This is a genomic window from Congzhengia minquanensis, from assembly GCF_014384785.1.
Taxonomy (GTDB): Bacteria; Bacillota; Clostridia; order UBA1381; family UBA9506; genus Congzhengia; species Congzhengia minquanensis.
Genome location: NZ_JACRSU010000002.1, coordinates 290,773 through 303,155, shown reverse-complemented (window position 1 = coordinate 303,155; position 12,383 = coordinate 290,773). Strand labels below are relative to the sequence as shown.

15 protein-coding genes are annotated in these 12,383 nt (G+C 38.8%); 7 read left to right on the top strand and 8 right to left on the bottom strand.

The features are described from left to right. Positions 1–585: 585 nt before the first annotated feature. Positions 586–1,128, top strand: coding sequence for a GNAT family N-acetyltransferase (locus tag H8698_RS06470; protein ID WP_249311784.1), 543 nt, complete (start codon positions 586–588; stop codon positions 1,126–1,128). Between the two features lie 346 nt (positions 1,129–1,474). Here the strand turns inward: H8698_RS06470 and H8698_RS06465 are convergent, their stop codons facing one another. Beyond that, positions 1,475–1,996: a TetR/AcrR family transcriptional regulator gene (locus H8698_RS06465; RefSeq protein ID WP_177679498.1), complete on the bottom strand. Its 522-nt coding sequence runs from the start codon at positions 1,994–1,996 to the stop codon at positions 1,475–1,477. Between the two features lie 131 nt (positions 1,997–2,127). Here H8698_RS06465 and H8698_RS06460 point away from each other — a divergent pair, with 131 nt between their 5' ends. The 4 genes from H8698_RS06460 to H8698_RS06445 all read left to right on the top strand — a co-directional run bounded on the left by H8698_RS06460 (position 2,128) and on the right by H8698_RS06445 (position 4,749). Continuing rightward, positions 2,128–2,496 (top strand): hypothetical protein, encoded by a 369-nt coding sequence (locus H8698_RS06460; protein WP_177680515.1) that lies wholly within the window; start codon positions 2,128–2,130, stop codon positions 2,494–2,496. Continuing rightward, a complete protein-coding gene (locus tag H8698_RS06455) occupies positions 2,497–3,126 on the top strand; it encodes a hypothetical protein (RefSeq protein ID WP_249311783.1) in 630 nt (209 codons plus the stop codon). It abuts the gene before it with no gap. Next, the gene (locus H8698_RS06450; protein ID WP_249311782.1) at positions 3,119–3,340 is read left to right on the top strand and encodes a hypothetical protein; all 222 of its coding nucleotides are present in this window, start codon (positions 3,119–3,121) and stop codon (positions 3,338–3,340) included. The genes H8698_RS06455 and H8698_RS06450 overlap by 8 nt, the downstream gene beginning before the upstream one ends. Before the next feature lie 200 nt (positions 3,341–3,540). Further along, complete coding sequence (locus tag H8698_RS06445; protein WP_249311781.1) at positions 3,541–4,749, top strand: MrcB family domain-containing protein; 1,209 nt, start codon at positions 3,541–3,543, stop codon at positions 4,747–4,749. A gap of 85 nt (positions 4,750–4,834) precedes the next feature. Here H8698_RS06445 and H8698_RS06440 read toward each other — a convergent pair whose 3' ends face one another. Both H8698_RS06440 and H8698_RS06435 read right to left on the bottom strand, forming a co-directional pair. Beyond that, positions 4,835–5,260 carry a hypothetical protein gene (locus H8698_RS06440; RefSeq protein WP_249311780.1) on the bottom strand — a complete coding sequence of 142 codons (426 nt, stop codon included), beginning with the start codon at positions 5,258–5,260 and terminating at the stop codon, positions 4,835–4,837. A 109-nt stretch (positions 5,261–5,369) separates the two neighbouring features. After that, a complete protein-coding gene (locus tag H8698_RS06435; RefSeq protein WP_249311779.1) occupies positions 5,370–6,473 on the bottom strand; it encodes a protein kinase domain-containing protein in 1,104 nt (367 codons plus the stop codon). Between the two features lie 85 nt (positions 6,474–6,558). On the opposite strand from H8698_RS06435, the gene H8698_RS06430 reads away from it, so the two are divergent. Next, positions 6,559–6,981, top strand: a complete 423-nt coding sequence (locus H8698_RS06430) for a hypothetical protein (RefSeq protein ID WP_177680135.1) — start codon at positions 6,559–6,561, stop codon at positions 6,979–6,981. Positions 6,982–6,984: 3 nt separating this feature from the next. Here the strand turns inward: H8698_RS06430 and H8698_RS06425 are convergent, their stop codons facing one another. Then, a complete protein-coding gene (locus tag H8698_RS06425) occupies positions 6,985–7,851 on the bottom strand; it encodes a LysR family transcriptional regulator (RefSeq protein ID WP_249311778.1) in 867 nt (288 codons plus the stop codon). A 124-nt stretch (positions 7,852–7,975) separates the two neighbouring features. On the opposite strand from H8698_RS06425, the gene H8698_RS06420 reads away from it, so the two are divergent. Then, positions 7,976–8,842: a DMT family transporter gene (locus H8698_RS06420; protein WP_249311777.1), complete on the top strand. Its 867-nt coding sequence runs from the start codon at positions 7,976–7,978 to the stop codon at positions 8,840–8,842. Between the two features lie 29 nt (positions 8,843–8,871). Here the strand turns inward: H8698_RS06420 and H8698_RS06415 are convergent, their stop codons facing one another. From H8698_RS06415 to H8698_RS06400, 4 genes are all read right to left on the bottom strand, one after another. Next, positions 8,872–10,065, bottom strand: coding sequence for a pyridoxal phosphate-dependent aminotransferase (locus tag H8698_RS06415; protein ID WP_249311776.1), 1,194 nt, complete (start codon positions 10,063–10,065; stop codon positions 8,872–8,874). A gap of 69 nt (positions 10,066–10,134) precedes the next feature. Continuing rightward, a complete protein-coding gene (locus H8698_RS06410) occupies positions 10,135–10,860 on the bottom strand; it encodes an ABC transporter permease (RefSeq protein WP_249311775.1) in 726 nt (241 codons plus the stop codon). Positions 10,861–10,863: 3 nt separating this feature from the next. Beyond that, a complete protein-coding gene (locus H8698_RS06405) occupies positions 10,864–11,616 on the bottom strand; it encodes an ABC transporter permease (protein ID WP_249311774.1) in 753 nt (250 codons plus the stop codon). After that, positions 11,613–12,344 (bottom strand): ABC transporter ATP-binding protein, encoded by a 732-nt coding sequence (locus tag H8698_RS06400; protein WP_249311773.1) that lies wholly within the window; start codon positions 12,342–12,344, stop codon positions 11,613–11,615. The genes H8698_RS06405 and H8698_RS06400 overlap by 4 nt, the downstream gene beginning before the upstream one ends. Between the last annotated feature and the right edge of the window lie 39 nt (positions 12,345–12,383).

Below are 12,383 nucleotides of genomic sequence, written 5' to 3'. Positions count from 1 at the left end.
TATAAAACAAAATTTATAGAGCCGTTCATAAAGCGTATTATGAAAATAATTGAAAACCTTGCAAAGCGGTGTTATAGGGCAGAGAAAATTGCTGAACAGGCAGAAGCAAAAATCAAGCCTTAGCAGGCAGATAACGAAAGGCTTAAAAGTCTGCTTTGGAATAAAAATTTAGCACTTTCAAAAGCAGAGGTAAAAGCCAGAGATTTTAATAAAATTCAAAAACATTTCGGCAGAGAAACAATAAATCAATGGCTAAAAGAAATTATAAGGCTTGGCAAAAACAGAAGTAAAAGCAACAGAGATATTGAAAGATAAAATATTTTCTCTTAATAACCTGTACGGGAATGTGGCACATTCCCGTGTGAGTGGTTATAAATGTAATGCAATAGAATCCCATTTTTGCGGTTGGGAATATAAAACCATTCCCTTGCTCAATTCGTAGTTTGCAGACCGCATAAAATGGGCATTTTTCAACCTCTATTGCGTGACGTTTTTCAATATTATATTTTTGTATATATTGATAATTGAAAAATGACGTATGTATGATATAATAATATAAATAATAATTTGTGATGGTGAAATAAGATGAAAAACAAATATATTCAGCTTGTTCCAGCTGACTTATCACTTGCAGAACAAGTAGTTAATTACTATAAGAGAAACAGAGATTTTTTAAAAGTCTTTGAGCCTGTACGAAACGAGGAATTTTTTTCGCTTGAACATCAGCGAGAAGTCTTAAAAAGGGAAATGTTTGAGTATGAAGAAAAGACAGCATTCCGCTTTTATATTATACCAATAGAACATCCCACAAAAATTATAGGTATAATTGGATTAAACAATGTGGTATGGGGAGCCTTTTGCTCTGCTTTCTTGGGTTATAAATTAGACAAAAATTTTTTCAATAAAGGATATATGTCTATGGCTGTAGAAATGTTAACAAAATATGCGTTTGAAGAATTAGGTTTACATCGAATAGAAGCAAATGTAATGCCGAAAAATCAAGCCTCATTGAGAGTGCTTGAAAAAAATCATTTTACAAACGAAGGGATTTCAAAGTATTATCTTAATATCAATGGGATTTGGGAAGACCATGTCCATATGGTAAAAATAAATTATGCTATGCACTAAATTTCAGTTTATAAACGAATTTAATCAAGTTCTATTGTTCCACATAACAGGGCAAAAAGAGTGTAAGAAAATTATATAAAACTTATTTTGATAAAAGCATTGATTTTATTGTGGCTTTGATAAAAACAGCAGTAATATGATGTTGTGAATAGTCCTGCATAAATAACATACAAGCAACAAAAAACAGAGAAGACCCCGTAAAATAGGGCTTTTTGAGATGATGAAAATTCTCAAAGAGATAATCAAACATTCAGAAAACCCCTGTTTTCAAGGGTTTTCTTTTTTGTATAATAAATTGCCCTGTAACCACAAATGGTTCCGGGGCAGTTTTATCAATATGGAAAAATTAGAATTTTCTGCTATATTCACTTTTAATAACCTCTGTGATTTCTTCCGGACTTTCTTTGCAACCGCTGTTCAGCCATTTTTTTAATACTGCATTAAGTCCGCTTTTAAAAAATTCTATGTGATAGTCAATATATTTCATATCAAAATATTTTTGAGCCATCTCGGTATCTAAACCTGTAATATTCATATTGATATTTCCTATTTTGAAATAGGTTTTATAAAATAGCTGATTTTCTTTTATATGATGAAACAGACGCGAAAAATCGTTGCTTCGTGTTTCTGTTTTAATTTCATTTGCATACAATGATAAAAATTCTTCTTCAAGATGTTTGCACACTTTATCAGCAAGATCGTATATGTCTATATAGTTTGAATAGAATGTACTTCTGTTTAGACTTGTAATTTTGCAAATCTCGGAAACAGAAATGTTATCAAGCTCTTTTGTTTGCAATAGCACTATGAACGCCTTTTCTATTTTGTCAATACTTTCTTTTCTTCTTTTATTATTTGGTGTATTCATAATATCCTCCATTAAACCAACAAATGTTAAAAAATTGATGATTGTTTTTTTATATTAAATTATATTATACTATAATTACATTAAAAACACAACTGTTGTTTTAATAAATTAAATTTTTGGAGGTTTTTCTTATGAAAAAAAGTAATTTTGTAGCCCTTGTATTAGGAACTGTAAGCGGAGTACTGTTCGCACTTGGAATGTGTATGGCTCTTCTTCCTGACTGGAATGCATTCAAGCCGGGAATTATATTCGGTGCAGTCGGCATAGTTTTAGGACTTATAACTGTATTCGTGTGGAGGAAAATGGAGCGTAAAGCACCTATCAAGATAAGTGGCAGAACAGTTGGTATCATCTTTCTTGCAATTATAGGCTCATTAACATTAGGAGTTGGTATGTGCTTTTGTATGGTATGGGAAAATATCGTGCTGGGTACAGTTATCGGTCTTGCAGGAATAATAGCTCTCTTAATGCTTATACCAATAACAAAAGGCATTAAATAAATGAATATCATAAGAATGCTCAAAGGCAGCAGGAAACAGATATTTCAAGTTGCTTTGTTAAGCTTTATTGTAAATTCTCTGTATGCTCTTGGAAACTTTGCTCTTGGAATTTGGAGCAAATCATATTGGTTTTTAACTATGGGAGCATATAATCTGATATTGGCAATAATGCGTGTTTCTGTTGTGCTGTCTAACAAGAAGAATGAAAAAAATATTTCGGAAATTTTTATTCAAAGGTTTATTGGAATAATGATTATTTTGCTTGGCTGTATATTATGCGGTAGTGTATATTTAAGTATCAATTTTGATGTTGCACATAAGTTTCACGAAATTATAATGATAACAATAGCAACATATACATTTACTAAAATTACACTTGCAATTATAAACTATGTAAAAAGAAGCAAATTCAATTCGCATATTATATCTACGATTAGATGTATAGCATTGTGCGATGCGACAGCATCATTATATTCTTTGCAAAAATCAATGCTTGTTTCATTTGAGGGAATGACTGTAAATGATATTCGTCTTATGAATATCTTAACTGGTGCCAGCGTGGTCATCATAGTTGTCGTGCTTGGTGTGTTATTGATAAAAAAATCAAAAAAGGAGATTAAAAATGGCTAAATCAAAAATAGTAAAAGGAGTTCAGAAAATTTCTGACGGAGTAGTCAATGGTTACAAAAAAATCGAAACCGGAGTTGTTGACGGATATAGAAAAATTGAAACAGGTTCTGTTGAGGGTTACACCAAAATGGAAGATAAATTTGTAGATGCGTTTTTAACCAAAGACGGCGAAACTGTTGAGGAAGCAAAAAAGAGATTAAAGGGTAGTAATTAAAATCTGTGTGATGCCCGAGAAATCCCGTAAAATAGGGCTTTTTGAGGTGATGAAAATTCTCAAAACGATAATTTTTTGTTTCTTTTAAGTATTTTATCTTGTTTTTTGTTTCAAAAAGAAAAGTTTATTGACAAGGAATTATAGCAAATGGTATACTTTGAATATTCTAAAAATCAGCATAGGGTTAAAGAGGTTTTGCTATGAAAGATATGTTTGAAAGAGTGTGTAAGAACTATATTTTAGAGTCAAAAAATGATTTAAAAAATAATAGGTTAGCTGAATATATTCGAAATGATATTCCGCAAACAATTTATAAGGAGTTACAACTTAATGAAAGTAGTTATTTCATTAAAGCATCTCCAGGTCAAGGGGGATGGAGTAATATACCTTGGATTGGTATATTTGATAGGGATATATCAATATCTGCAGCAAAGGGATATGACATAGTATATCTTTTTTGCGCAGATATGAGTGGTGTGTATCTATCACTCAATCAAGGATGGACCTATTTTAAAGAACGATATGGGAGCAGAATAGGAAAGCAAAACATACAAAAAGTTTCTACTTCGTGGAAAAAGATACTATCGTCGTCATTAAATAATTTTTCTTTTGAACCGATTGATTTGAAATATAACGGTAACGCCTCAGATTTACCGCTTGGTTATGAATTGGGCCATATATGTGGTAAGTTTTACAATGCATCTGCACTACCATCAGATCAAGTTTTCATTGATGATTTACGAAGTATGCTAGCAATTTTGCAAGAACTTAAAGGTAAAATGTGTGATTTGTCGATACAAAATACAAATGATTATATTTTAGCAAGAGACAAAATTGGAGGTTTTTTTGAATTTGAAGATAAAACAGACCCATTAAATAGCTTAATAGTTGATACATCTTGCCTTACTCTTGCGTTAAAAAAACCACAAGATTTAAAGTTAAAAACAAATAAGACAATTTCTAAAAAAAGTGGGAAAAAAGTAAATTTTATTAAAAAACAAATTCGAGACACCAAACTAGGACTTATTGGCGAGCTTATGGTATTAGAATATGAAAAAGAACGTTTGGAAAGTATTGGGCGTTCTGATTTGATTAAATACATAAAACATATATCCAAGGAAGAAGGGGATAAGGCGGGTTTTGATATTTTATCTTTTGACAAAAATGGAAGTAAAATATACATTGAGGTGAAAACCACTACGGGGGCGGAAGATACTCCATTTTTTATTTCGCAAAACGAATTAGATTTTTCAAAGAAAAATAGTATTAACTACTATTTATATCGGGTATATAATTTAAGTGCGAAAAAAAAGTCAGCATCATTTTATATTGTGAAAGGAAATTTATTTGAGACGTTTCAATTTAACCCTGTTCATTATGTTTCAGCAAGTATTGATCGTGTAATTTGATATAAATTCTACAGGAAATAATTTATTTTTATTTAGGTTCCCCCCGAAAACACGTTGTTTTCGGGGGATATTTTTTTATTAATCTCTACTTTAATCCTGCCTGTGATTTGCTTGAAACGACGCCATCCTGGAAATAAATCATTGCGTTTGCACCAATGTCGCCTTCGCCCCACCAGGAACACATAACAGTAGTTGCACCCATTAAATCCATGGTCGACTCTGAGGAAGGTTTTGCACCAATTAGCGCAATAACGTCTTCATAGCGCATCCCGGTATCTATTTGCTCATACATTGCAAGACTAATTTTGCCGCTTGCATTTTTTTGTTGTTGTGTTGTATCAGGCTGGGCTGTGGACTGCGGTTCACTGGTTTGGGCAGTGCTTTGCGACGGCGCAGTCTGAGTTGTCGTGTTTTCCACTGACTGCTGAGTGGGAACGTTCTGCGAATTTCCACAGCCGCCCATAGACATTACAATTAAACTTAAAAATAAAAGTGCTGCTAATTTTTTCATTTTAATTTTCCTCCTTTGTTTCACGGTTTTATAAATAGAAATCCCCAAAAAACCCGTTGCATATATTATACAACGGGTTTACTCTGTTTTGTTATACAGTCAGTATAATTTATTTTAAACCTGATTGAGACTTACTTGTCACTGCGCCGTCACGAAACTGGATTATGGCGTTTGCACCAATGCTTCCTTGGCCCCACCAGGAGCATGTCAGCGTTTTTGTTCCAAACAGCTCCATGGTAGATTCTGAAGCGGGCTTATCGCCAATGAGGTTTAAAACGTCTTCATAACGCATTCCTAATGTGATGCTGTTAAATTTTTCAAGAGTCAGCTTTCTTCCTGATGAGGGCAGCGGCGTTGTGCTAACTGTTGCGGCAGCCGGCGTGTTTCCTGCGGCACCGGCCGGTGCCGCGTTATTTGCGCTATTGTTTTGTAAGGGGATTAAGTAAGACAGCGTGGCAATGACAATACACGTAAACAGCGCCCCGCTAAGCGCGACGAAAACATCTCGCCTTGTATTTTGCCCATTCATTAACGCATTTTTGAGCCTTTTCACGCTCTTATACCGCTTGTTACCGTCGATTTCAATGCATTTTTGAATGATGGAGCGCTCTTTTCCAGAATATAGTTTTTCGCTGGGAAAAGCATTTGTTAGCATATAGTTAAACACCACGCCAAGCGCGTAAATATCCGTGCGTTCATCCGTCTGCGTAAAGCCAAACTGCTCCGGAGCCGCATATCCAACCGTGCCGAGAATATGCGTATCAGCGCCCTTATTTACCTTTTTTTCCCTTGCAATTCCCAAATCAATTAAATAACAGCCGTGATGTCCTATGATGATGTTCGATGCTGTAATGTCCCTGTGTATAATGCCGAAAGCATGGAGGGCCTTAACGCCGTTGCATAGGGTAATCATATGTGATTTGGCTTCCTGTATGCTCATCACGCCGTCGCGGGACAATTTGTTGTTCAGAGAAATTCCGTTCACATATTCCATAATCACATAGTCGTTTTTCACTTTATAGACGGTCGGAAGCCCAGAAATTTGCAAACCAACCAGCCGTTTGTAGATATGGGCGGCGCCTTTGCCTACAATTTTTTTTACATAGATGCCGCCAGTTGAGCTTTCCCGCACCAATGCCGTTTTTTCGTCGGCTGACAAAAATTCAATAATTTCATATTCTTGCTCGATGAATTTTTTTGTATATTCATTCATACCTCCACCTCTTGACAATTATATTACCATATTATTATAATAAAGTCAAAACATGTCGAAATTTTTAAAAGGAGATTTTTTATTCATGAGAAAGAGTACGCAGGAGCTGCTGGAAGTTTTAAAAAGAAGTCCGTCACTTAAAAATTTTTTAATTGAAAATGAAGACGATTTTGCAGACATTACTTTGTCAGAATTTATCAATTCCTTTCTATCACAAAAACAGCTGAACAAAAGTGAGGTTATTCAAAGCTCCAACCTTACGCAGGTATATGGCTATAAAATATTTTCCGGTGAACGGATACCCCAGCGGGATAAGGTTTTGTGCCTTGCGTTCGGCTTAAAACTGAATTTAGACGAAACACAGCGCATGTTAAAAATTGCAGCCGCCGGAGCACTTTATCCCAAGGTACGCCGCGACAGCATCATTATGTTTGCAATAAAGGAACACACAGACCTTTTCACCTGCAACGAAATGCTGTATGAACTTGGAGAAGATATTTTAGAGTGACCGTTACCGATAGCTTAAATATTCCATAAATTTTTTTACTGCAATGGAAGCTGACTTTTTGTCCCGCACGGCAAGACCAATACTGCGGTAAGCCGGAACATCCAGTTCTTTTGCCACAATGCGGTAGGGAACCCTTTTTAAAATGAGCTCCGGCAAAATGGCTAATCCTAAACCGCTTTCAATCATGGACATTATGGCGTAGTCGTCCCAGGTGGTAAAGTGTACGTTTGGTGTTAGGCCGCTCTTTTCAAAAATTTCTGATACTTCGGCCTTGGCTCCTTTTTCGAGCAGCATGAACGGTTCTTTGCAGAGCTCCGATAGGGGAACGGCTTCACTGCCGGCCAGCCTGTGGTTTTCGGGCAAAACAGCCAAGAGTCTGTCTGTTTCTAAAAAAAATGTTTCAAGAGCAGGGGAGGCCGGCAGACGCAGAAATCCGCAGTCTACCCGCCCCTCTAAAATCCATGTTTCAATTTCTGTATAGTCGCCCAGCAACAGTTCATAGTCAATGTTCGGATAATCTTTTTGAAACGCTTTGATAATATTTGGCAGCCAGTGGCTTGCCACGCTGGAAAATGTTCCAATGCGAATCAGGCCGGTTTTAAGACCGCTGAGCTCATCTACCTGAAGCTGAAGCCTGCGGTATTCAGCACACAGGCTTTTTGCGTAAGGAAGCAGCGTCAAGCCGTCTGACGTGAGCTTAACACCCGTCTTTCCACGCTCTAAAACCGTAGTGTTCCATTCCGTTTCTACATCATTTATCATACGGCTGACGGCAGACTGGGAATAGTTTAAAACTTCAGCTGCTTTTGTAAAGCTTCCATATTCAACAGTTGTAACAAACGCAAAATATTTTGATAAATTCATATCCATTTTGTAAACTCCCCCAATTATATCCATTCTAAAATGTAATGATAAATATTTAAAACATTCGCTTTTGTAATTGATAAGTTTATGATATACTATGCATAAAGATTTGTCAATAGGAGCGATGAAAATGGCAAAGAACTATATTAAATATATTTTAGCGCTGTTGCTTTTTGGTTCAAACGGAATTGTGGCAAGCAAAATCACGCTTGAAAGCAGCAACATTGTGCTACTTAGAACGTTTGCAGGCAGCTTGCTGCTAATTGTGGTGTTTATGCTGTCTAAACGAACAATTTGCTTTCTTCAATTTAAAAAGGATTGTTTCAATATAGCAATTTCCGGCGCGGCCATGGGTGCAAGCTGGATGCTGCTGTACGAGGCCTACATACAAATTGGAGTTGGAACGGCTTCACTGATGTATTACTGCGGCCCTGTAATTGTTATGCTTCTCTCTCCAATACTCTTCCGGGAAAAATTAACCGGAATTAAAATAGGCAGTTTTTTTGTTGTATTGGTAGGAATTTTATTCATAAACAGCGGAGCAGAAGAGATTAGGGGAAACGCCGGGGGCGTTGTTTTGGCAGGTATGTCGGCGGTGATGTATGCTGTCATGGTAATTTTTAATAAAAAAAGCGTTCATGTTAAAGGGCTGGAAAATGCAATGATACAGCTGTTTGTTAGCTTTCTTACCGCCGCAGTGTATGTTGGTTGCAAAACAAACGAAGTTATACAAATTAACAGCGGGGATTGGGTCTATATCCTCATTTTGGGCCTGGTGAATACAGGCCTGGGCTGTTACCTTTATTTTTCGTCTATCGGAGCGCTACCTGTTCAAACAATTGCAGTGTGCGGCTATTTAGAACCGCTTTCGGCTGTGCTGCTGTCAGTGTTTGTTTTAAAAGAAACGCTGCTGCCTATGCACATTTTAGGAGCTGTTTTCATTCTTGGCGGAGCGGTTTTTGCCGAGATTTTTGGGCATAGAAAAACAGGGACATAACGTAGTCCCTGTTTTTTTTATATTTATGTCTATCTGTTGGGATACTCCGTTTCCACAAATTTGCGAATGACGGGAATGGAACGCTTCACCTTTTCAGTGTCGATACAATAAGCAATTCTAAAATATCCGGGACAGCCAAAGGTATCTGCCGGCACAAAAACCAAATCATATTTCAGCGCTTTTTCGCAGAAGATTTTTGCGTCCTCCTCTAAGGCCTTGGGGAAAATGTAGAACGTTCCGCCGGGCCGAACAACCGTAAACCCTAAATCAATCAAAACATCGTATAGCAGATTCATGTTGGTTTCATAAACCGACAAATCGGCGGTTAAGCCGCAGGTTTCGCCCACGGCCAGCTGAATAATGGAAGCGGGGCAGTTGTGGCCAATTCCGCGGGAAATCTGTCCGCACATTACCACCATTTCTTTCGCATAGGGGCATTTGGGGTGAATTGCCACATATCCAATGCGTTCTCCCGGCAGGGACAGCGATTTTGAGTAAGAGTAGCAGCTTAAAGTATAGTCATAATAGTTTGACACATACACAATTTCGTTGCCGTCAAAGGTAATTTCACGGTAGGGTTCATCGGAAATAATATAAATTTCGTGCCCGAACTCTTTCGATTTTTCTGTTAAAACAGCGGCAAGTTTCTTTATTGTTTCCTCGGAGTAAGCAATGCCAGATGGATTGTTCGGTGTGTTAATCAGCACGGCCATCACTTTTTTGGTAAGCATTTGTTCAAAGGCCTCAAAATTAATCTGAAAATCTTCTGTATTCGGTGGAACAACTTTTAACACTGCGCCGGATAAATTTACATAAGGGTTATATTCCGGAAAGAACGGCGCGAAGGTGAGCACCTCGTCGCCGGGCTCTGTTACGCAGCGCAATGCGTGGGCAATGGCGCCTGCCGCGCCCGCCGTCATAAAAATGTGGTCCTGCGTATAGTCCATGCCGAACCGCTGGTTTAAAGACGCCGCAATTTTTGCCCTGACGGAAGGGATTCCCAGGCTTTGGCTGTATCCGTGCAGGTCAATGGGGTTGCTTTCTTTCAAAAGCTTTATCATCATGTCGGTAAACGCCGCCGGCACCGGGACTGACGGGTTTCCGAGACTGAAATCGAACACATTTTCATAACCGATTTCCGCGCCCCTTGCAGTGGCAAATTCTGAAAGCTGACGGATAACCGATTTTGCGCTTAACATGTCTTTATATGTCTTTGCAATCATAAGTCATTCCTCCTGTGTTTTAAAAGCGTATATAATCATTATAGCACAGAGAGAAAAGCAGAGCAAGACCTAAATGTCCCTTTTTAAAAGCCACAGGCTGCCGGAGGCCGTGAACAAAACAAGAAAGGCCAGGCAAATGACAACAAACTGCAAATTTCCGTTTTCCATGAGCACCTGGGGCGCATTTGAGCGCATGCCATAGGCCATCAGCGCATATGGGTAGATATGGCCAAACCCCTTTGCAAGCGCAACAAGACCGGAAATGCCGCCTGCCAGCGCAATCCCAACAGGAAGCGCAAAGCTTTTTAAGACGGCGGAAAGCATGAGCTGAACCGATGCCATCACCATGCCCCCCAGTGTTCCGCAGGCCAGCCACAAAATTAAGTCTTTCGGAATGGGTTCTGAAATTCCTGCAATTTTACCCGATACAATGAACAAAAGCCCAATCCAAAGCTCGCTTAACACCAGCATCAGTGAAGCGGTGACGAGCTTTGAAACAAACACCTGCCACGGCTTTATCGGCATCGTTAACAGTTTGTTCCAGTTGTGGTTGCTGTTTTCAAGCCGCATGAGATAGGAGCAGTAAATCCCCAGCATAATGGGGAGAAAGAAATAGCAGGTAAAAAGCGTATGCTGCGTCCACAGACTATACCAGCCGTTTTTTAAAATGCCGATGTTTGCCCGGTAGTTGAGTGTGCCCAATAAGGCGGGAACAATGGGCATGAACAAAAACGCAAGCCAAATTGGCGAGCGTTTCAGTTTCATTCTGTCTGCATAAATGAGTTTTAAAATCATTTGTTAAACCTCCTTTTTTATAAATAAGCTCCGTCCGATTCTATACAGCACAAGGCACACCGCCAGCAAAATGACAAAAGAGAGCCAGTCAAAGTCATAAAGATAAAAGGTGCTGATGCGCGTTTGGCTGTCCCAGTCGCTTCCCACAAACTGCAAAACGCCGTAATATCCCCATAAAAGGGATTTTCTCAGCCACGGAAGCTGGGGCAAAAACATGGAAAACACGCCCAAAAATTCCCCGATTACGCCTGCAAAAAAAGGGACTGCCTGATTTTGAAAGAGCATGGAAAGCGTGTGCTGAAAAATGTAAATGGCAAGGCTTGCTGCAATGGTGAACAGCCAATAGACGCTGTAAAGCCTAAAAGGATATACGCCACCAAACCCTTTGACACAGCCAAATATAAAGACCGACACAAACTGTATCACCATGCATGCCAAAACAATGGAAAAGCCGTATAAAAGCTTTGCGTCGAACAGCTTACCTCTGGGCACAATGGTGCAAAGCTGTTTTAGCATGCATCCCCGGTGTTCAATGTCGGCAAGGCGCGAGGCCACCACCGTCATTAAAAAGGGCAGAAAAATGGCATTGGTCAGCGGCAGCTGATATAAAAACATCATCCAGCCCTTTAAAATTGCGTCTTCAGAAAAGTTGCCGTAGAAAATCCAGGCCAAATCCAGAGCCGTTATCAAAAGCGACGTGAGCAGGAGATATTTCTTTTTCGTTTTTTTATGTTCTGTTTTCAAAAGGGAAATCATAAGCTTCCCTCTTTTCCTGTAAGTTCTAAGAAAATTTCTTCCAAATTTTTTGTTCTGTCCATGTTGTGCAGGGCAGATAAACTGCCCTGAAATTTTAGTTTTCCTCCCGCAATAATGCCAATATCCTCCGCCATCTGGTCGATTTCTGAAAGAAGGTGGCTCGACACAATCACCGTCATGCCAAATCGTTCGGGAAGGCTTATAATCAGCTCCCGCATTTCCTGAATTCCGGCGGGGTCAAGCCCATTTGTCGGTTCGTCTAAAATTAATAGCCTGGGGAAGGAAAGCAGGGCAGATGCCAGCCCGAGCCGCTGTTTCATTCCCAGCGAATAGGCCGATACCTTTTTTGAGGCTTGGCACTGAAGACGCACAATAGATAACACCTCGTCGATGTTTTCTTTTGGCACGCCCAGCAGCATTTGTTGAATTTTTAAATTTTCTTTTCCCGTCAAATGTCCATAATAAGAGGGAGTTTCAATTAGGGAGCCGATATATTTTAGCGCCTCCAGCCTGTTTTTCGCCGTAATTCGTTTGCCAAACAGATCAATTTCTCCCTGGGTGGGATGTATCAGCCCCAAAAGCATTTTCAGCGTGGTGGATTTTCCGGCTCCGTTGGGGCCTAAAAAGCCGTATATTTTTTCCTCAAACACCACCATATCCAAATTGTTTACAGAAAAACAGTCGCCATACCGTTTCGTCAACCCGTTTGTATGTACGATTTCTTGCATAAACTTCATTCCTTTCTTTTTTAAGCTGATTTCATTGTA

Bases quoted from the DNA above. Each gene is read 5' to 3' on its own strand.
- H8698_RS06420 (WP_249311777.1), top strand. From the start codon at position 7,976: ATGGCAAAGAACTATATTAAATATATTTTAGCGCTGTTGCTTTTTGGT.
- H8698_RS06400 (WP_249311773.1), bottom strand. From the start codon at position 12,344: ATGCAAGAAATCGTACATACAAACGGGTTGACGAAACGGTATGGCGAC.
- H8698_RS06470 (WP_249311784.1), top strand. From the start codon at position 586: ATGAAAAACAAATATATTCAGCTTGTTCCAGCTGACTTATCACTTGCA.
- H8698_RS06465 (WP_177679498.1), bottom strand. From the start codon at position 1,996: ATGAATACACCAAATAATAAAAGAAGAAAAGAAAGTATTGACAAAATA.
- H8698_RS06430 (WP_177680135.1), top strand. From the start codon at position 6,559: ATGAGAAAGAGTACGCAGGAGCTGCTGGAAGTTTTAAAAAGAAGTCCG.
- H8698_RS06405 (WP_249311774.1), bottom strand. From the start codon at position 11,616: ATGATTTCCCTTTTGAAAACAGAACATAAAAAAACGAAAAAGAAATAT.
- H8698_RS06425 (WP_249311778.1), bottom strand. From the start codon at position 7,851: ATGGATATGAATTTATCAAAATATTTTGCGTTTGTTACAACTGTTGAA.
- H8698_RS06440 (WP_249311780.1), bottom strand. From the start codon at position 5,260: ATGAAAAAATTAGCAGCACTTTTATTTTTAAGTTTAATTGTAATGTCT.
- H8698_RS06450 (WP_249311782.1), top strand. From the start codon at position 3,119: ATGGCTAAATCAAAAATAGTAAAAGGAGTTCAGAAAATTTCTGACGGA.
- H8698_RS06460 (WP_177680515.1), top strand. From the start codon at position 2,128: ATGAAAAAAAGTAATTTTGTAGCCCTTGTATTAGGAACTGTAAGCGGA.
- H8698_RS06435 (WP_249311779.1), bottom strand. From the start codon at position 6,473: ATGAATGAATATACAAAAAAATTCATCGAGCAAGAATATGAAATTATT.
- H8698_RS06415 (WP_249311776.1), bottom strand. From the start codon at position 10,065: ATGATTGCAAAGACATATAAAGACATGTTAAGCGCAAAATCGGTTATC.
- H8698_RS06410 (WP_249311775.1), bottom strand. From the start codon at position 10,860: ATGATTTTAAAACTCATTTATGCAGACAGAATGAAACTGAAACGCTCG.
- H8698_RS06455 (WP_249311783.1), top strand. From the start codon at position 2,497: ATGAATATCATAAGAATGCTCAAAGGCAGCAGGAAACAGATATTTCAA.
- H8698_RS06445 (WP_249311781.1), top strand. From the start codon at position 3,541: ATGAAAGATATGTTTGAAAGAGTGTGTAAGAACTATATTTTAGAGTCA.